This is a genomic window from Streptomyces thioluteus (assembly GCF_039535865.1).
Genome location: NZ_BAAAXZ010000080.1, coordinates 1 through 20455 on the forward strand (window position 1 = coordinate 1; position 20455 = coordinate 20455).

Sequence of the window (20455 nt, forward strand, 5' to 3'; positions counted from 1 at the left end):
CGCCTGTGCCCAGGTGGCCGGCATGGTCTTCGCGGCACGCTACCCCGTGTACAGGCCACGTCCTACCCCTCTCCATTGTCCGTCCCTAACGGCCACGTCGCGTTACTCCGTTGACGCTAGCACGGTATAAGGGACCCCCTCTTCCGTTCCGGGAATTAAGGCTACTCGGCCGCTACGAGCAGACCCTGGTGTGGACCCGACTAGCCCGCGGGACCTGGACACGCCGCAGCAGACAGCCAGGTTTCATCGCTCCTGTGGCGGTGATCTGGCCCTCCACGTCTCATCGGCCGAGCGTCGAACGACTTTCCCCCCCTTCATGTACGGCTCCTTCGCGCCCCGGGAGGACTTCCCGGTCTCCTTGTCCGTGCTGCGGATCCCAACGCCCCTCAAACTAAACGGCCAGGCGAACACTCCCACCAGTGAACCCGGTTCTAGTCCTGACCGCTCGACCCTTTTCCTGTATTCCTGAGCCACGAACGCACCACCCCTCCGCAGGCTTTTCTTTATCCGGCTTACGGACCATATGCCCCCACTGCACGTTCAAGATTCCCCCCTTTCCGAGTAACCGACTTCGGATATCGCGAGAGTTATGCACGAGCTTACCCCGCCTTGTTATACGACGTCGGCTCGATCCATAGTCGCCCGTCACCCACACCGCCGAGCCCGAGCGTGATCTCTTGACTAAGGAGCTTGGGCACATGGGGGACCTTAAGACGGACGATCGCAGCGTCATCGCATCCCCTGCCTCGCCACCACGATGACTCGACCGTCGCTGCGGCCGCGTGCGGCGTCGGTTTTTGTGCGTGACGGCGGCCGCGGACCGCCGGACCGAGACCGCCCGCCGCGCCCGCCCCTGTAAACCCGGACGGCCGTCCTCGGCGGGACATCACGTGTCCTGACCAATCGCACCGAACCTGAGTCGAGGACGGGACGATTGAAGAAAGTACGCTCGCCGAGTTCAACACAGACCCTACCCGACCGTGAACGGTCGACTGTCGAGGGCCCTCAACGACCTACCTGACGCGGGGGAGGTCAAGATCGGCTCCTCTATGAACACCGGAGGCCACTACGGGCGACGTCCGTGCTGATCCCGCTCGGCGGTCCGCCTCAAATGGCGACTACCCCGAACGTTCTTCGCCCCGCTCGGCGCCCTTGAGACTTCCGTTCGATCGCGCAGCCCCGAAGTACCGCTTCACCGAACACAACGGGCACCGACCGTCCGGCCGCCCAGCTGACCCCCCCCCCCCCCCCCCCCACCTACGCCATCGCCACCCTGTCCCCCGCGGTCTAACCGCCCAACAGTAGGAGGCCACTCCGTCCAAATCAACAACCCTTTGCACTGTGGTCAAGATACGTGGCCGCGGAAATCCACACCCCCGAATGGCCGAAGACGACCCTCCCTGGCAAGCTTTTCTCAGACGGATACTCGAGGCCGTCCAAGGAGACCAGACCGGGGCGATACCACGTTACTACACCAAACTTCAAAATAAAGGTACTGGCTGGCCGCTGGAGAGTCACCTGGACCAACGGCGTCGGCTCACGATCAGAACTTGCGACAGCCAGGAACTCCGAAAAAGCTTCGGCCGAAATCGGACGAACCCTGGAACTGAGGTTTCTCCGTCTCGGCCAACGACCCTCCTCAAACCCCTCGCACACGTCTGCTCTACGACAATCGTCCCACGAGAAGCTACTCGGAGACAAGTCCCTTTCCACGGACCTCCTCACGCCACCCCTATCCAAACTGGAGACGTCTTCCCAAAGACCTCCCCTCCCTGTGCCCCCTAACCGTGGCCGACCACCCCCGTCTCCGACCCAGCGCGGCCGCAGCCTATGACTGCTCTGGTCCTACCTGCGCGTTCCCCGCACCCCTCTCTCCGAGTATTCGGACCAGGCCTGCCACCTCACGAACCCTCCTGTCCGCACCCCCGGCACCATCCGGTTAACTGCCCCCTTCGCCGTTTAGCACGTCCCAGCCCTACAGACCCCACTCCCGGACCACGTTTCTGCCTAGCCCACCCCTTGTTCAACCACCCTCACACACTCCCGATCGCACACACTTTGGTGACGGAGCGATGCAGCCGAGAAAAGAAGTAAAGGTAACTATACGTTGGAAAAACAGCATGTCAAGATGTAACATTGACGCAGTAAAACGCAGGCGAAACAGAAGGGAACCAGAACTAAGACAGGTAAAAAGACATGAACAAATCGAAGAAACAGATGATAGAGGATAAAAATAGTAAGGCGAATAAAGCCTAAGACTAAAAAGAAAGATACACCTCAGATCATAGACCCAGTGCGGCACTTTAGTAACTGGACCGGGTACACCTGCACCCCCAAGCCCCACAGAGCGGCTACATCTGCCCACGAAACCCCATGAACCAACTCCAGCGCACTCAGCTCCCCCTTACCTCCCCTGGCTCCTAAGCAGAGATAGTAGCGAACGGTCAGGTCAGTCAACCCCTCGACCCCATCCCCCCCACCCCAGGAACGAAAACTAAGCACGACCAAGCCGCCACCATATAAATGAAGAAACGGAGGCAAATGGTCAACATACGAAATGGAACAATTAAGGAAACGACTACCTATCATTTCTCTATCCCACCTCATGCCTTTCTTCTCTCCCCTCCCCTTCTCTTCATTCGCCACTCACATCTTTTTCCGCCCCATCCCCCACCCACCCCCCCTCTCCCCGGCCCACCCCCCTTTTCGCTCCATTCCCCCTCCCTCCCCCCCCCTCTTTCCCCCCCCCTTCCACCTTCCCTGCCCCCCTTCTCCTTCCCTCTCTCCGGCTCCACTCTCTCTCTTTCTCTTCCCTCTCTCCCTTCAGTCCCCCCTCCTCCTTCACCCTTCTTTTTGCCCCCAACCACCTCTTCTCTCCTCACTTTCCTCTCTCCCTCCCCCCTCCCTGCGAGTCTTAGGCCCGTATAATGCCTACCCTCTCCTTAATCTTTCCTCAGACTTCCTTTTCCCCCTGGTGCGTTCTCCCTTGTCCCATCTCTTTCTTCCATTCTTTCCCCCACGCACCCGGCCCCCCTCCCCTCCTTCACCCTGCCCCCCCATTCCCCCCTCCCGCGCCCCCTACGGTCCGCCTCCCCCCCCTCCCCCTCCCTTCTCGGTCTTTCCCTCGTCTCCCCCTGGCTCGCTCCCCCCTCCCCCTGCTGCAAGATGCCTCCCACAACCCCCCCCCGTGGCCCTCTTATTTCCCCCCTTCGTCCCCTGCCCTTTTGTCGCCACCCCGCCTCTCCGCGCCCCTGCCTCGATCATTTCGTTCACGTGACGCGTCTGCCGCGTGGCTCGGCAAAATGCATCTATCTACACGCTCTCACCGTACTGGGCCATACCGGTCTCCCCGTTTGCTTCCCCCATCCCTTTTTCTTTCCTCTCACCCCCCTGTCCAGCCACACCCCGACCCGCCGATCTACGCCTTACTTCCCCCCCCCCCCCCCCCCTCCCCCCCCCCCCCCACCCCCCATTCAGCCGCGCGTCGTAGAACACTACCCACACCCCCCCCAGCTACGATCCCTTTCACCCGCCCCCTGCCGACGTCACACGACCCCCCTCCCGGCCCTCGCCCGCTCCTGTTTCGCAGCTGCATCACGTCCGGCAGCTCCCTCCCCCCCTCCTACTATATCTGCGCCCACCCGCTTTTCGCCGGCCGCCCGTATTCCGTCCTTGTGCACCGATCCTTCCATCGCCACTCCCTGTTTACTCTCCGCCCCCGGCCGCACAATGTACCCCCCACACTCCCAGCCCACTCGACCTAGGCGCCGCTTTAATCGCCTAGGATATTGAGAAGACCAGTCCTCTTCTGGTTTCGAACGGGCCATTCCGTTTAAAGCACTAATGCGCGTTAATGCTCACACGTTGAAACAGCCAGTACTCTTCTTTCTACACACGTCTTCCTCACACCCTGCTACCTAGACGGCGCTGCTTATCACTGGCTGTGATCTGCCGGAACATCTCGTACTACATCCATGACCAGGCCGCGGGCGACGAACACGAACTAGAGTCATCATGCTCAGACCGAGGCACCATGAAGACCGGCTAAAGCGCGGTACAACCCCACACGGCCTCGGACTAGAGCCCGCCCTGCAGGTTCCTTCTACGCCGCGACCGGCCCCCGAAACCACGACACCCCGACCCCCTGGACCCACCCGCACCCCCGACAATCCTTCCGCCCGCGGCGCCGACCCCCGTGTGGTCTGACACCCGCGTCGTTCCGTGGCAGATCGTGCGTGGACCGTCACTGGCGCATCTCCCCGTGTGGTACGTGACCCTTGGCCCCCTTCGCCTCACCACTCTGACCCCCCCACGGACGACCGTCACCGCGAGTGATTTCTTTTTTTTTACCGACGCCGCCTCCTCTCCTGCTCCCTCCCGCCAAAAAGCCCGCGCCCGCCTGACGTTTCCTACGGGCCTCCAGCCCGGTTGGTCCCCCGGTGCGACCCTGCCTTCACCCCGCGCCGCGAGCGGCTTACCCCCCCTGCGCGTGACGCCGGCGCGTTCCGCCCCGGCTAACGGGAGACTGGCCGTTGTTGCGGTACTCCACTGCCGTACGTCGGGCTGCCTCGCGCGGCTCGCTCGTCGAAAAGATTCAGGCGACCGATTCCACGGCCACCGCCCACGCTCCTCCGGCGGACTGTGCCGGGGCCAACCACACGCCATCGCATGGACGCCTTGACCGCTTTGGCATCAGACTTCCCCCTGGTGGCGAGTTCGGAGATCGGCGAAGACGTCCCACTGTCAATGCAACGCCGCATGGTACCCCCGCCGAGCGAGTAAGCGAATACTATGGCCTGTCTCTTTTGACACCCCCTCCTCACTCGACAGGCCTGGGCACCCGGCCGATCGCCGCACCGCCTCCAGGCGCGACTAGGCACCTCACGCACCCTACGAGGGACACCTGACCCGATCTCGTTCGCCCCAGTCTCTCTGAGACCAACAGCACCCGCCGCGAGCTGCCAGCGGCGGGTTGAGCCCCCGATCAGCCTGGCTTGCTGTCTTGCTGGGCGTCGCTCATCGCCTGCACAGCGCTCTGTCACCCTGGCGACGACGCGATGCAAGCCGAATGACGACCGGGGAAACGACCCGTGAAACACCCTCCCCACTACCGAGGGCGACCGGACCAGGTACGGCATTGCCCACCCAGGATCCCACGGCAGTATTGGCCAGTGACCCGCCGCGGCCCGTCGACTGCGGTCACGGTCACGATTGCCGGCGAGTGTAAAAAAAGGCTGCCCGCAACCGATGGAGATCCACACAGAGGACGAACATCAATGGGTGGCGGTCTTGCCGCCCCGAGCCCCGGTCGGCCGCCTCCGTCACCGAAAGTTATCCCGTCCCGCACTGGATGTACGGTGTAGAGGACGTAGCACCCTCGAGTTCCCCCCCACCTGTGAATCTGCCCAACCCGCGCCTGTCCGGGAAGCGCGCGTAGGTCAGCACGCGGTGTCGCGACGAGCGGTCCACGAAACGCCTCGAGGGCTCTCCGCGGCGGGGTCGGGATGTTGCGGGGCACCCAGCGTCAGCAGGCGACGATGCCGACGACCGGCCAGGCCCGAGACCGAACCACATCGTGCCGCAGCCAGCCGAAGCGGCTGCCGAAGCGGATGCCGATACGGGGGCACGCGAAGGCCGTCGCCGCGGTGAAACCGGTAGACGGACGGATGGCGATGGCACGCGCCCCACCGGACGCTCCGCGTCACCAGCGCGGCACCCGAAGGGCGCCCACGGGCCAAGAAACAGGCCGGTGGCCGGCGGCCGCGACCCGCATGGGCGACCCAGCAGCAGCGCGTTCAGTTGAGGAGCGCCACCAATGCACGCGCCGACGGTGCCCACAGGTAGACCAGCGGCGGCACGCTCAGCAGGACGACGCGGCGCCGCGACCCAGGCCGGCCGGTGACCGTCGCGAGGGATGGGCCGAGATGGCGAACGCAGCGCGTAGACGGTGACGACCTGGCCCTGCCCCCCGCCGACCGTCGAGACGTGTGTGAGCCAAGTCATCAGGTGCGCCCTCGGCCCCAGTCATGCCTGGCCGAGCACCGCAACCTAAGTATTCTCTCGGTGTCGCACCGACCCGCGAATACGCCAAATCCCAGCGAAGCGGCACCCCAAGACTGAAAAGGGAAACAGGGAACCCAGGCGGAGGAGGCCACAATCTCTTCCGGCAAGAACACGCTCCGAGACGTATACCACATCCCACAATTACCACCAGGAAAGACCAGCGCAAGCAGTAAAGCATCGCTAAAGATGCTACATGAGGAGGGAACAAGGAGGGCAGCATAGAGAGGCAGTGGGGACGGGAGGGCCACCAAGGAAGGGGCCAAACTCCCGCAATAACCACGGCCGCAGAGCCCCGGCACCCACAGAGCGACGGCTGGTCTCTTCACAGATATACGTCTCTTCTACCGCTCAACACCCCCCACGTCTCGAGTTCAGCGCTCAACCCGCTTTACACGTGGGTCCTGTAACCTGACCTTAGGAAGAGCGGCCACATCCGCTACACCACGACAGGACACTGATACTCACGCACCCCCGCGCCCATCGATCTTAAATATCCCTTAGGAAGCCTAGCCGTGCCACTATAGTCTCCCATGTCACTTCTCTTTCAAGTAAACGAATAGACCCACGATGACTCCCGCCGACACGCATCACGTCGTGTCGCTGCGAAATAGGCACAGGACACATGATCCCACCATCCCCGATGACAGCTGGCGCACTACCGTCTAGACAAGTACCTCTGACTGTAATAGTCCCGCCCCGACCGCCCAGTTCGGACGTCCAATTACGGAGTCCGTCTGGCACGGCATAACTGGACTCCTCTATAACCCAGGACCGAGTTTAAAGGGGTACGAATTTCCGCGAACGACAGATCAATGGCATCCGGACGGCCGGATCGGGAATTTCCCTTTCCTCGCGGGAAACAGGGCGGGGTTAACCCCCGCGGGAACAGGGGGGTAAGGGGATCCCCCGGCGCGGGCTCCGCCGCACATCACCTCGGGCCCCGGATCTCTTGCCACCCACCGATCCTCGGCAGCAGCCCTTTCGTTGCAACACAGCATGCGCCATACCCCGCACGAGACGATTGCGGCGCGCTGTCGGGCGTGATCGCAAACGGCAGTTTACTGTCCCACGGTCTTCACGATGCCGCCTCGGCGACATCGGCGACGGGCACCCGGGAGCGCGTGGACCCCCCCACACCTTGCCACCCCCCCGGGCAGCCATCGACAGAGGTGCCGCAAGGGCGGAACCGCCCGGAGGGGATCGCGGCCGCCGACACGGTGGTCACGACCACCTGGGCCGGCCGCCCGCCCGCGGCACTACCGCCCGACCTCGCAACCGGCCGACATCGCCACGGGCCGGACGCTTTCCGGGCGGTCGATCACCAAGACCTTCGTAGCCCACGGTGGTGCTCCAGCTGGAGGCCGAGGGGAAACTGACGCCTGGACGGACAACCGTCGACCACTGGCTGCGGGCCACGTGTCGTCCGGGGCAACGGGCCACGACACGGCAAGCCCGCGCACTCACGCTGCACGCACACCCAACCCCTCCTATCACACCACAAAAGCGGACTATGTACACGCTAACACCGACGCACGAGGCTGTCAAGCGGAAGGACGTTCGCACCGGCTCTCCTCCGCCACCGCATACGACACTGGGACACCGAGCGGCATCGTCCGCGATCGCCTATGAGCCACCCCGGGCCGAACTTCGATCCGGGCGACGAGTGGCGCTATCTCCGCACACCAACTACATCCTCGCCCAGGGAATGGTGATCCGGAAGGCCCACCGGCCGACTGTAAGCACCAAGAGATTCGAAGCAGCGCCATCCTGCCGCCCCCTGCAACAATCGGACTCACCCACGCTGACCGCGGCACCCGGAGCCGCGTGCCCGCGGGCCCACAGCGGCGCCGGACCTACCTAGAACCGCCTGACCGGCAGCCACTCTCGGGCCCCGAAAAGCGGGGCGACCGACGTACGAAGTACCACACGACCTCAACCCCGTCCCTCGCGGGCCGGCCGTCCTGAGATCATCTCCAACTGTCCCGGGGATTCTCAACCGGTCCTTACCGAGCCCTGCTCTCCGGAGGGCTCTTTCAGTAACAGCGCCAGCTGGAGGAGCTCCCAGATGAACACACCGTGCTCCGACTCCGCGGCCCAGTGCCCCGCTTCCGCCTCTTCCTACGGACTCCGCGGCCTCAGAACCGGCTCAAGATCTCCTGCTGACGTCGAGGTGTGGGGGCACAACTGGCCGGCAACTTCCAGGGGATCCGTATATCCGCCGACACCGTTCGACACGCACCCCGCGGCCCGGCGCGACACGCGCCTGACGTTCAACTTCAACGGCGGGACTGGAATGGGCGCAATCAGCCGGTCGTCGAGGCCGAGTTCTGCGGCCGGTGAACCGGACGACCCCGTTCAGTCGTACGAACGCCTCGATTGAGCAGTGCGACCCGCCGACACCAGACCCGCACGCACGGCCGCGGCCCATGCACCCCAGCCGCGGGGCCCCGCCCGCTGTTGCTGCTGCTGTCACGGGTAGCCATGGTACGCGGGCCCTGGCCTCTGCCGGAACCGGCTGAACGGCTGCGATTTGCTGGGGCGTTCCCGCCTGGCGGCACGGGGTGTTAGAACGGCGGAACGGTGGTCTGCACCGCTGCGCGGCAGCCGCCCGCACGCCTGGACCGGCCGGGGCACGCCCCACTGCGGCGGAAGTACGTCACCATAGGCATTGCCCGGGCCCGTGGCCGGGGTCGAAGAAGCACGGCCACGGGGCGCCGCGACCGGCTGAACCGGGCGGGAGCGACGGCGGACGCCGCACGACGGTCGGCGTGGCCGCGGGAGGAGCGGAAAGAGCAGGCGGGCGCCTGCACCGCGGCGGGGGCCTGCGTCACCCCCCCCCCCCCCCCCCCCCCCCCCCCCCCCCCCCCCCCCCCCCCCCCCCCCCCCCACATGGGCACCGCCTGCTTCTGGAACTGCTGGGGTTCGGCCTGCGGAAACGCCGGAGTCCGGCGTCTCGCGCAGGACGTCGACGCCGTAGTCGGTGGCGATGCCCGCCAGCCCCGCCGCGTAACCCTGGCCCACGGCCCGGAACTTCCACTCCGCGCCGTGCCGGTACAGCTCGCCGAAGACCAGCGCCGTCTCGGTGTCGAGGCCGCCGGCCCCAAGGTCGTAGCGGGCGATCTCCCGGCCGTCGGCCTGGTTCACGACGCGGACGAACGCGGCGCGCACCTGGCCGAAGCTCTGGCGGCGCTGCTCGGCGTCGTAGAGGGAGACCGGGAAGACGATCTTCGCGACCTCGACCGGGACGGCGGCCAGGTCCACCTGGATCTGCTCGCCGTCACCGCCGCTGCCCGCGTGCCGGACGGAACCGTCCGGGCTGGTGAGGTTGTTGAAGAACACGAAGTGCCGGTCGGTCAGCACCTTCCCGGACGGGGCCGCACAGCAGCGCGCTGGCGTCCAGGTCGTACCCGGGTCCCGCCTGCCAGCCCAGTCCGACCGTGACCGCGGTCAGGCCGGGCGCCTGCTTGCTCAGCGAGACGTTGCCGCCCTTGGTCAGGGGCACACCCATGAACTTCCTCCGCAACTGCTCCGTCCGCAACCGCGCCGCACGCGGCCGCCTCCGCTCCATTTTATTGCTTGCGCATACCGGAACCATACTGACCTGGTGTTGGGGGAGCGTGAGGACCGCGACAGGGGCACCGGGGCTGACGCAGAGTGAACAGTACCGATCAGTATGTACCGTACATACGGGAATCGACGGCCTTTCGACCCATTGCTAACATCCCCCATCATCCGTTGTGGATCATGTATGTGGATCACGTATGGGGAGCGATGAACGCCCACGACGCCCTGGCAGACCTGGTCATCAGCAGCAAGCTCGTTCCGCCGGACGTCTCGCACGCGATCCACCGCCCCCGGCTCGTCGAGCGGCTGGACCGGGGCGTCGCCGGGCGGCTCACGCTGGTGATCGGGCCGGCCGGGTCGGGCAAGAACTGGCTGCTCTCCTCCTGGGCCCGGACGAGCGGGCGGCTGCCGGGCCCCCTGGCCTGGCTCACGCTCGACGAGGAGGACGACGATCCGCTGCGGCTGTGCGCCCACTTGATCGCGGCGCTGCGGGGCGCCGTGGCGCGGGTCGGGGGCGCGGCACCGCTCGCGGTGACCGTTCCGCCGCTCGCCTCGGCCGACTCCGTCGGCTGCCTGGTGACCCAACTGCTCAACCAGCTCGCCCAACTCCCCTCCCCCGTCGTCCTCGTCGTCGAGAACCTCCACGAGCTGACGGACGGGCCCGCGTCCGCCCTCGTCCTCCGCCTCGTCCGGCACGCCCCGGAACGGCTGCGCCTGGTCCTCTCGGCACGGACCGTTCCCGAACTCGCCCTGCGCGGCCTGCGCCTGCGCGGGGAGCTCACCGAAATCCGCAGCGCCGAGCTGGCGTTCCGCATGCCGGAGCTGCGCGAGCTGCTCGCCGCCCGGTCCGTCGACCTGCCCGAGGCGGAGGCCGGCCGGCTGCTGTCCGGCACCGGTGGACAGCCCCTGGCCCTGCGGCTGGCGCTGGCCACGCTCCCCGACGGCGACGCCCGTTCCTGGCCGCCATGCCCAAGCAGCTCGACCTGGTCCATCTGCGCCGGGAGGTGATCGACCGGCTGCCCGAGGAGTGCCGCGAGGTGCTGATGCGCACCAGCATCGTCCGCGAGACCGGCCCGTCGCTCGCCCAGGCGCTGACCGGCCGCACGGAGGCCGCCGCGATCCTGCACCGCCTCGCGGCCGAGTACGACCTGCTGACGGCCCTCGACCCGCGGGAGCCCGGCGGTCCCGTCCTCTACCGGCACCACCCCCTCATCCGGGAGCTCCTGCGCAGCGAGTTCGGCGAACGGACGGAGCGGCGCGGCATCGAGGCCGTGCATCTGGCCGCGTGCGACTGGTACCGCCGCAACGGCCGGCTCCTGGAGGCGGCGCGGCAGGCCGTCGCGGGAGGCCGGCACCGCCTCGGCCTGAAGCTGGTGCGCTCGGTCGGCTACCGGCTGTGCGTGGAGCGGCCGGGCCCGCGCCGTGCTGGACGTCCTGGAGTCCGTGCCGGACCACCGGTCGGAGGGCGACGCCCACGCGGTCCTGCTCGGCGCCGTGGCCCGGATCGCGGTCGACCCTGGCACGGACGTCTCGCGGCAACTGCGGCGGGCGGAGGAGCTGTTCGAGCAGGTGTCCGCGAAGCCGGCGTCGGCGACGGCGCTGATCGCCTTCTGCCGCATGGTCGGCGACCAGTACCACGGGCGCGTGGAGGCGAGCCTGTGCCGTGCCCGGGAGGCGGAGGAGCACCTCTTCCTGCCGGACCGGCCCTACCAGTTGGACGACGACACCCGGGCCGCCCTCTTCCTGCCGTACTTCGGCGAGTTCCAGTGGTGGAGCGGACGGGCCGGCGAGGCTCGCGAGACCCTGCGGCGCGGCGCGGGCCGCGGCCGAGCGCGCGGGCATCGAGTTCGCGGCGCTGCACAGCCGGCTCGTGGCCCTCCGGATGGACATCGGGACGGGGCGGCCCGGGGGCGACGACTGCCGCGCGCGAGCTGCTGCGTACCGTCGAGTCCCGGGGCTGGGCGCATCAGCAGCCGTTGTGCGCCGTCTACCTCGCGGCCGGCTGGTGGGCGCGTGGTGGCGGCACGAACTCGCCGAGGCCCGGGCCATGTTGTGCGCCTTCCGCTCCGCGACCGGACGGCCGGGGTACGGGCAGATGCTGGAATCCGGCCTGCTGGAGGGCGAACTCCTCCTGGCGGAAGGCCATCCGGACCGGGCCCGCGACTGCCTCGCCGCGCTCCGCGACCGCCTGGAGCGGCACGAACCGCCGGTGGCCTACCGTGCCCGTCTGCTGGCGGCGGAGTGCCGCGCCGCCCTGGGCCTGGGCCTCGTCGACCAGGTACGGGCCCGGCTGCGCGGCGCGGACATCGGCCCGCCCGCGTCCGCCCGGATAGCCGTGGTCACGGCCCGGGCCCAGACCCTCGGCAGGGAGCCGCACGGGGCGCTCGACACCCTGCGCTGGCCACTCCTCCGCGACGGCGCGCACGGGGCGCTGCGCGCGGACGTCTTCGTCGAGGCCGCCTACGCGCACTGGACGCGCGGCTCCCGGCACGCGGCACTCGACGCGGTGGAGCAGGCCCTCGACGCGGCGGCGCCCGTCGCGTACCACCGGCCGTTCGCCGACAACGGGACCTGGCTCCGCCCGCTGCTGCGCACGCACCGCGCGGAGCGGCGCACGCACGCCCGGTTCGTGGACGGGCTGCTGTGCGAGGCGCCACGGCAGGCCGCGTCCTCCGGTACGGCGGCGGCCGTGGTGCTCACCCCGCGCGAGGCACAGGTGCTGGCGGCCCTGCCGAGCCATCTGAAGCTCAAGGACATCGCGAAGGGTCAGTTCGTCACGGTCAACTCCATCAAGACACAGGTGAAGTCGCTGTACCGGAAGCTGGGCGTCTGCAGCCGCCGGGAGGCCGTCGAGGCGGCGGAGCGGCTGGGTCTTCTCTGAACCGCCTGCCCGTCGCCAGTGCTGTGACCGCGCAGGTTCGCCGGGTTGGTGGTCGTGGCTTTGTCCACGAGAACGGGCAGAAAAACACGTTGGCCGGTCCGCCGCGGAGCTGCGAGGATGCCCTGCGCTTCCCTATCGGAGGATATTTGTTCGTTTTCGTGTGTGCTGGGTGTGGTGCCCGGCTGACCACCCCGCTGTCCCAGGTAGAGCTCCCGGCCCACGCCCATCAGAAGTACGGGAACGGGATTCAGCTCCCGGTTCTCATGGAGTCGGGCACGTTCGCCGTCGAACCGGAGCCCTGGGGGCACCCGTGGCGGAGGTGGGAGGAGATCGATCCGGACGAGGCGGCAGCCCGAGGTATCCACGCTCCGGTCCACGCCCTGTCCGACGGCCCACCCGGCACCATCGTCATCGCACCCGGGGACACCCGAGGCACCGTGCTCGTTCCTGAGCAAGCCGGCGGCTACTGCTGCGGCCTCGACTGGAGTGACGGCCCCAACATGGCTTGCGAGGCGTGCGGCCTGCCCGTGGCGAACCGCATCGACGACTGCTCACTCTGGCAGGCGGTCTGGCTCGCGCCAGACGCCGTGCACCGTCTCCGCGTCGACGCCGACACCGCAATCCTCTCCTGGGCGGAACTCTTGGTGGAGGGGCAGGCCACGCCCCCGAGTGTGCCGATCACCAGATGGGGCTCGCTGCTCGGACCGGACCACTGGTGGTCATGGAGCCCGCAGTGGGAGGCGGCAGCCGGCCGGGCGCTGGCCCACCTGCTGGCCGCCTCGGACGGCCGGCCGGTGGCTGTCCCGCACGGCCTGGTCGAGGAAGTGTTCCAACGCACCCTCGACGCCCTGCTGCCCGCGGTCCAGCCAGCGCGGCGCGCCATCCTCGCCGGACCCGGACTGCCGGTCCCCGATACGGACGTCGACATAGTCATCGTGCCGACCCACCCGCAGACGGGGGAACTCTGGAGCCCGGCTGGCCCGACGGCATCGGCGTACCCGGTGCCGCTGCCGTTCGGGGTGTGGATGTGGATGGCCTTCCCCGAGCAACACCTCCGCCTCCCCATCTCAGGGACCATGCCGGACGGCGTGCTCCGCGACGACCCGCCCGCGCCGAGTCCCCACCACCTGTTTCGGGCCGACCCGGGAACTTTCCAGCACACGCTGGTCCGGTTGCCGACCGTCCGCCGCCCGTGGCTGCGCGAGATCCTGGAGAACCTCATGCACCACATGCGCACGGGTCTCTTCTAGCCGACTGACAAAGGTGCTGGTCCTCGCTCTTCGGCACGGCCGCAATCGAACAGAGGCGGGCAGTGGCGCCTCCCGATGAGGACACCGTGCGCGACGTGATCCACCGCTTCAACGAGATCGGCCTGGCCTGCCTGGACCCTCAGTGGGCGGGAGGCCGTCCCCGCCTGCTCACCCCTGACGACGAGGACTTCGTCATCCGGACGGCCACCACCAGCCCCACCAGGCTCGGCCAGCCCTTCACCCGCTGGTCGATCCGCAAACTCGCCGCCTACCTGCGGGAAGTGCACGGACGTGTCATCCGCATCGGCCGTGAAGCCTTACGGTGCCTGCCCCGGCGCCGCGGCATCACCTTCCAGCGCACCGCCGCACCCACGGCGTCACCTCCTTCCACGGCTGCTACTCCGTGGGCGACGACCGCCTGTGGGGCGTCAACCGCCGCCGCAAGGGCACCGCCAACACCCTGGCCGCGCTGAAGTCGATCCGCGCCGCCCGACCCGACGGCGCCCCGATCTACATCATCCTGGACAACCTCTCCGCCCACACCGGCGCCGATATCCGCCGCCGGGCGAAGAAGAACAAGGCCGAGCTGTGCTTCACCCCGACCTACGGCATCCTGGGCCAACCCGATCGAGGCCCCCTTCGGCCCGCTGCGGCAGTTCACCCTGACCAACTCCCACCACCGCAGCCACCCCACGCAAACCCAGGCACTGCACCGCTGCCTGCGCCGGCGCAACGCCAACGCCCACCACCCCGACGTACGTGCCGCCCAACGCAAGGAACGCGCCCGCATCCGCAGCGAGAAGGGCATCCGCTGGGGCGGACGCCCCCTCAACGCCGCAGCCTGACCGACCGCGAACCACAGCCCCGGAGTGCCGAAAGGGACAAGTTCACGAGAAGGACAGCGACAGAAGGACGACTCAGGAGGCGGACGGCTCGATCTCCCCCGCGAAGACGATGACCTGGTCGATGAGGCTCCGCCGCAGATGGACGACGTCCGTTCCCGCCAGGCGGGGGCCTCCATCCGGCGTGGTGAAGACCCACCGGTACCGGGCCCACTCGTCAGGCATGTCCACCTCCGAGCAGCGCACCATCGTGCCGGTCCCCGCCGGGTGGCGCCGGATGTCCAGCACGAACCGTTCGACCGCCGCGATTCCTTCGCTGCGGCCCAACGGCCCCCAGAAGACCACGTCCGAGGTCAGGGCCTGGGAGAGCAGGGCAGTCACATAGCTGTCGTCCGAGGCGTTGAACGCGGAGATGAACGTGTCGATCGCGGAGCGTGCCGTCTCTTCCTGCATGCCCCAGTAATACCAGCCGTTGCGCGTGCGCTCGTCCCGCGAGCCGCCTTCCGATCACGGTGGACCATCCCGGTCACAGCACTAGGCCCGTACTTCGCGGGTCGCTGATTTAGGTCTGTGGCCAGCGGGTTTGTGCGATGTCGGTGTCGAGTAGGTCGAGGAGGTGGAGTTGGACGCCGCGGTTGATCTGGACGGTTGGCGGGTCGGTGACGTTGCCGATCCGCAGGGTGAGTTCGCCGAGGTGGTAGAGGATCATCCGGCCGGTGGGGCGGACGCGGCGGTTGTCCGGGTAGAGGCCGGCCATGGTCTCGTCGGGGCCCAGAGCGCGTCTGACCTGTCGCTCGATCAGGCAGAAGACCAGCAGGGCCAGGCAGATCACCTGGATCAGCGCGGCGACGCGCCGGTTGTGCTGCACGAAGACCGGTGCGACCGCGAGGGGGCCCTTGAAGTCGTGGTAACGCCGTTCGACTGCGCCCTGGCCCTTGTAATGGATCAGTACCCGGGCCGGGCCGGCCTTCTCGGTCGGGACGCTGGTGATGAGCGCGTACCAGCCGTCGACGGCTGCCTCGGCCTCCAGCACGTCCTGGTCGAAGTGCCAGGCAAGACCGGGGGTGCCGTGCTCGTCCTCGGTGATCTGCCAGCGCAGGCAGGAGGTGACGCGGCGTTTGGCCGTGACGACACCGATCCGGGCGACGATCTTCTCCCGGGTCTTGTAGTGCCGTCCGCCCGCTGCGGCGGTGAGCTTGTCGAGGTCTTCGGCGGCCTTGGCCAGTCGTTTGGCCCGGGCCGCCCGCTGGCCGGCCGCAACCGCGGTGGAATGGACCAGGATCCGGCGCACCGTGAGCGCCGGGTCGCTCTTGCGGCGGCCGGTCAGCGTGTGGGTGTCCTCCAGGACCCGGTAGGTCTCCCGTTCCGCCTCGGGTTTCCTCTCGTCCCGCCCGGGCACCCAGTCGACGGGCTCGGCCCGCTCAGGGTCCAGGGCCGCGTAGACCTCGTCCTTGATCTGCGCGGCCGGGACGGGCGCGATGAACTCCACCCCGGCCTGAAGCAGGGCGGTGATGTTGGGGTAGGACACCAGCTTGGAGTCGGCGACCATCAGAAAGGTGTTGGTGCCGGCCATCGCCCGCAGGTCCTTCATCGCTCCGACGACCTGGCTGACCTCGGCCGCGGCGCCGTCGAAGACCCGGGAGTGGACGGGGATACCGCCGTCGGCGGACACAGCGAGCCCGGCCTGGACCTGTTTCAAATCCAGGCGCCGGTCCTTGGGATGCCCGTTGCAGGCGATGAGCGGGTACCGCTCGTCCTGGTCCTCGGCAGGGAAGGCGCCGTGGACGGACATGCTGGTCATGTCCCAGTGCAGCCGCGAGACGTCGATCCCGAACTCGGTGATCGCCCGAGCCCCGACCGTGCCCGCGATGACCTCCAGCTTCGGAGCGATCGCGTCCAGCGCGCGGGCCAGGCGGTCGTCGTTGAGGAGGTCCGGCGTGATGCCGAAGACTTCCTCCACCGCCCAGGTGCGGGCCCAGTCCCCGACCCGCACCAGTGGTGCGGGCGAGGTCAGCCGGTTGGCCACCAGCGCCTCGATGACCTGCCCGTGCGTCAGATGTGCGCTCGCACCGCCTGGACACACCTCATCGACGACCCCGGCGACATCCAGCCGGCGCAGAAACTCGGCAGCGACAGGCAGAGCGCCCAGACGCTTTTCCACCACGGACGTCACCACAACTTCAAGGCGCTGACGCTGAGACCGTGGCCGCGGGGACCGGGAAGTCATCGACACATCCGGACCAACGCGATACAACCGGCCCGGGACACTCCCGGACCGGTCACACCATACGAATCAACGACCCGCGAAGTTCGGGACTAGGCGACGAGCCGGTCCAGGATGCCCGCCGTCTCCGCCGGTCGCAGGAGAAAGCCGAGGTGACTGGTGTCCATGGTGTGCACGTCGTAGGGGTTGTCCGGCGTCAGCGCGTCGGCCTCGGCGATCAGCCGGTCCTGCATCGCCACCGGAATCGAGCGGTCGCCGGTGAGCCGGATGTACGTACGGGCGATCGTTCCCCAGGTGCCGGCCTGTCCGCGGGCGTCGGCCGCCAACACGGCGAGGGACTCGTCGGGCTGCAGGATGTTGAGCAAGGCACGGAACTGCTCGTCGGTGCCGTCCGCCATGACCGCCGCCTTGAGAGCGGCGAGCAACTCGGGGTCGGCCGTGCGGTAGTTGGCCCGCACGACGCCGAGTCCGGCCGGATCGCCCACGTGCAGCGCGGCCAGCGGGCCCAGCAGGCTGTCGGCGAACTCGGGCTCCTGCGTGTACTCCATGGGACTGGATCGCCGTACGCACGACCACGCGGAAATGTAGACAAGCCTGTCGACCAGCTCCGGCACCGCGTTGCCCACTCCGGTGATGGTCGTCCCGCCGAGGCTCGATCCCACCAGCACCACGGGCCCGAACCGGGCCACCCGGCGGACGACGTCCACCACCGTGTCGATGTTGTCCTGCAAGGTGACCCCGGCCAACGTCGAAGGCTCGGCCGCCCAGGCGTCGAGATCCTGCGGCGCCTGATAGACCACCGGGTACTGCGCGTCGAACCCATGACCCGGCAGGTCCACGGCGAAGCTGCGACGCCCGAGCAGCGCCAACTCCCGCTGGACGGACGCCCACATGAAGGAACTGGAGCAGGAACCGTGAACCAGAACGAACGTGGGACCGGCAGGGTGAGTGCTCACGATCAGGATCGTAACGATCGCACTGCGGCTTCGCCTCCGGATTTCGACCCGCCGGACGGCCTCGGGGACGCGCGTGGGGTCGGCGCGGCCACACACCGGTCGTGACGGTCAGCGGGCGCCGCTCGGGACGCCTGTCGGTGGCCGGGCTCATCGCCTGGCGGCCCGGCTCCCGCACCCGACTGTGCCATCGCCTGCGCACCCATCCTACGGGCAAGGGCAAACGCCGCAGCATGGGCGAACGCGACTTCATCGCCTTGATCGACGGCGTCCACCAGCTCGTCAAGGAACCGATCGTGCTGGTCTGGGACCGGCTCAACACCCACGTCTCGTGCGCGATGCGAAAGTTGATCGAAGAGCGCGAACGGCTGACGGTGTTCCTGCTCCCTGCCTACTCGCCCGACCTGAACCCGGTGGAGGGTGTGTGGGCGCACATCAAGCACAGCCTGGCCAACCTCGCCGTGATGGCCCTCGACCGTCTGGAGGCCGTCGTCCGCAATCGACTCAAACGCCTCCAGTACCGCCCCGGCACCCTTGACGGCTTCATCACCGGGACCGGCCTCGACCTCGACCAACCAGTATCTCCTTGATCAGCCGAAGTCAGTAGGGCCGTCTCCATCCGGATGGTGCATCCCGATGCGGTCCGCCAGACCTTCAAGATACTGATTGTGCACTGCCTCGACCTGGAAGTCAGCCGCTGCGGGTCGCCCAGACCTCGACGTACGGACCCCGGTCGACACCGTCGACCGTGAAGCCCGCACCGGCCACCGCGGCGGCGAGCTCGTCCGGGTCCCAGACCGTGTACCACCGTCGGCCGTCCGGTTCATCGAGCCAGCCCGTGCTGCCGGTGGCGCTCAGACACACATACATGCGGCCCTCGGGCCGCAGCAGTCCGGCGAACTGCCCCAGTACATCCACCGCGTCCGCCACGTCGAGGTGGACGAGCGACGCGGAGGCCCAGATCCCATCAAATGTTCCGGCCGGGAACCGCGACCCGACCTCGCGCAGGTCACACTCAGAGGTAGGCGCGTGGGCGTTGGCCATCGCCACGAACACCGGATTGAGGTCAACACCACGCACCACATGTCCGTGCTTCCGGAACCTTGCAAGGTCACGGCCCGGACCACACCCTGCGTCAAGGATCAGCGAGGGCACCGGCAAGGAGCCCGCGAACCGCTCAACACGATCCGCCATCTTCGGAGCGTGCACAGCCGCGTAGTCGTCAGCGTGGCCACTGTAGATGGCGACCGACTCGGCTACCGGGTCCGACTGCCCCTTGCGGGATGTGGTGCGTGACTTCATTCCCTCATCCTGAGCTGCCCCTGCACCACCGACCAGCAGCAAGAGTGAAAAGGGATCAAGCTCATACGCCCCCACCCCGGCGGTCCAGGCGACGGTGCGGTGTCGATCGTCACCCTGAAGCGCAAAGGTCAGTATGCGCTGAAAGGAGACGCCCTCCTCGCGGAGCAGGACCCGCAGGCCCTCGTGGCTGATGTCGTCGACCACCCCCTCGGCGACCAGGAAGTCGGTCAGCTTGGCCAGGCTCCAGGTCGAGAACGGGAGGCCGTGTTCGGCCGGTTTGGACTTGGCGATCTTTGCCACGGGCCTGCCCTGGGCCGACAGCAGCACCATCTGCGCGCGGCGCCAGGTCACCACCGACCCGGTGCCCCTGCGGATGATCCGCAGCAGCCGCCTGCCCTCGTCGTCATCGATCCCACGGACCCGCACGCGCTCTGCCACCGGCACAGCTTGCCGGACGCGCGCCGGAGGGGAATCCGGGCGGCGCGTCACCTCACCACCGCACAAGGGTTGCTGATGCGGCACTAGCCGAGATTCAGAACCTCATCGTCCGCGTGCGTGCCGAACTCGGCGACGCGCACCTCCGTGATGCGCTCGTACCGGCTGATCCGGTCGGTCCACTCCGCATCGATGCCGAACGCCACCTGCGCGAAGCCCACCCGCCCGACGGCCTCTGCCAGACCTGGATCGCCTGGGGCCAGCAGCCGCAGCGGCGCGTCAAGCGCCACGGTGTGCGGCGGCACGAAGAACTCGTCCGGCAGAACGGCGCGCGCATGGACGAGCGCACCGACAGCGACAACCGAGCCGGCCCCCAACCGCGCGCCCTGCAGGACCGTCGCCGCGGTCGCCACATAGACGCACCTGCCGACCTCACAGCCCAGCAACGTGGCATGCGGCCCCACGAAGACGTGGTCGTCGACAAGCACCGGCTGATCGCCGGCGACCGCAGACCCGCGCAACACCGCGTTCTCGCAGATCAACGCCGCTTCCCCGACCTCGATCCGGGACCCCTCGGCATCGAGCACCGCACCGTACATCACCCGCGCCCTCGGCCCCACGCGGACATCACCAACGAGCGTGGCCGTCGGGGCGACGTAGGCGGTGGGATGGACCTGGGGTTCATGCCCGCGATGCCGGATGCGGATTCCCTGCGCTGCAACGATCACGAGCGGATTCTCGGCCGACGAACCGCGAGCATGCTGGCGGATTTCGGACGTCGCGTTCGCCGAGACCTGTGCCACCCGCGATCTGAGGCACTACGGGGCGAACGTTGGCTGACGCGGCACTTGGCAGCATCGCTCTCGGCGAGTCCGCGGTAGCGGTGCAGGTCGTACCGGGTGACGCGGTACCGCCTCCCGCACCGCAGTACTCGAACCGGG

8 protein-coding genes and 4 pseudogenes are annotated in these 20455 nt (G+C 67.9%); 6 read left to right on the top strand and 6 right to left on the bottom strand.

What is annotated here, in order from left to right; translation table 11 throughout:
- Window positions 1-9024 precede the first annotated feature (9024 nt).
- Window positions 9025-9571, bottom strand: a pseudogene (locus ABD794_RS10430) (TerD family protein); the annotation flags it as partial.
- Window positions 9572-9834: 263 nt separating this feature from the next.
- Here ABD794_RS10430 and ABD794_RS10435 point away from each other — a divergent pair.
- The 5 genes and pseudogenes from ABD794_RS10435 to ABD794_RS10455 form a co-directional block, all read left to right on the top strand.
- Window positions 9835-10635: a MalT transcriptional regulator family protein gene (locus ABD794_RS10435; RefSeq protein ID WP_344962568.1), complete on the top strand. Its 801-nt coding sequence runs from the start codon at window positions 9835-9837 to the stop codon at window positions 10633-10635.
- Window positions 10593-11960, top strand: a complete 1368-nt coding sequence (locus ABD794_RS10440) for a winged helix-turn-helix domain-containing protein (RefSeq protein WP_344962570.1) — start codon at window positions 10593-10595, stop codon at window positions 11958-11960. Before ABD794_RS10435 ends, ABD794_RS10440 begins: the two co-directional genes overlap by 43 nt.
- A gap of 359 nt (window positions 11961-12319) precedes the next feature.
- Window positions 12320-12508 (top strand): response regulator transcription factor, encoded by a 189-nt coding sequence (locus ABD794_RS10445; RefSeq protein ID WP_344962588.1) that lies wholly within the window; start codon window positions 12320-12322, stop codon window positions 12506-12508.
- A 146-nt stretch (window positions 12509-12654) separates the two neighbouring features.
- On the top strand, window positions 12655-13758 hold the full coding sequence (locus ABD794_RS10450) for a hypothetical protein (RefSeq protein ID WP_344962571.1): 1104 nt from the start codon (window positions 12655-12657) through the stop codon (window positions 13756-13758).
- Window positions 13759-13832: 74 nt separating this feature from the next.
- Window positions 13833-14603, top strand: a pseudogene (locus ABD794_RS10455) (helix-turn-helix domain-containing protein); the annotation flags it as partial.
- 72 nt (window positions 14604-14675) lie between these two features.
- On the opposite strand, the gene ABD794_RS10460 reads toward ABD794_RS10455, so the two are convergent.
- The 3 genes from ABD794_RS10460 to ABD794_RS10470 form a co-directional block, all read right to left on the bottom strand.
- On the bottom strand, window positions 14676-15053 hold the full coding sequence (locus ABD794_RS10460) for a nuclear transport factor 2 family protein (protein ID WP_344962573.1): 378 nt from the start codon (window positions 15051-15053) through the stop codon (window positions 14676-14678).
- Between the two features lie 109 nt (window positions 15054-15162).
- Complete coding sequence (locus ABD794_RS10465) at window positions 15163-16764, bottom strand: IS1634 family transposase (protein WP_344961949.1); 1602 nt, start codon at window positions 16762-16764, stop codon at window positions 15163-15165.
- 152 nt (window positions 16765-16916) lie between these two features.
- Complete coding sequence (locus tag ABD794_RS10470) at window positions 16917-17789, bottom strand: alpha/beta fold hydrolase (RefSeq protein ID WP_344962590.1); 873 nt, start codon at window positions 17787-17789, stop codon at window positions 16917-16919.
- 38 nt (window positions 17790-17827) lie between these two features.
- Between ABD794_RS10470 and ABD794_RS10475 the strand changes: the two are divergent.
- A pseudogene (locus ABD794_RS10475) lies at window positions 17828-18367 on the top strand (transposase); the annotation flags it as partial.
- A gap of 166 nt (window positions 18368-18533) precedes the next feature.
- Here the strand turns inward: ABD794_RS10475 and ABD794_RS10480 are convergent.
- Window positions 18534-19517: pseudogene (locus ABD794_RS10480) on the bottom strand (class I SAM-dependent methyltransferase); the annotation flags it as partial.
- Between the two features lie 83 nt (window positions 19518-19600).
- Entirely contained in the window at window positions 19601-20317 is a 717-nt protein-coding gene (locus tag ABD794_RS10485; protein ID WP_344962575.1) for a gamma carbonic anhydrase family protein, read from the bottom strand.
- Window positions 20318-20455: the final 138 nt, after the last annotated feature.

Excerpts from the sequence above, each read along its gene's own strand:
- ABD794_RS10435 (WP_344962568.1), top strand. The coding sequence starts at position 9,835 with ATGAACGCCCACGACGCCCTGGCAGACCTGGTCATCAGCAGCAAGCTC.
- ABD794_RS10440 (WP_344962570.1), top strand. The coding sequence starts at position 10,593 with ATGCCCAAGCAGCTCGACCTGGTCCATCTGCGCCGGGAGGTGATCGAC.
- ABD794_RS10460 (WP_344962573.1), bottom strand. The coding sequence starts at position 15,053 with ATGCAGGAAGAGACGGCACGCTCCGCGATCGACACGTTCATCTCCGCG.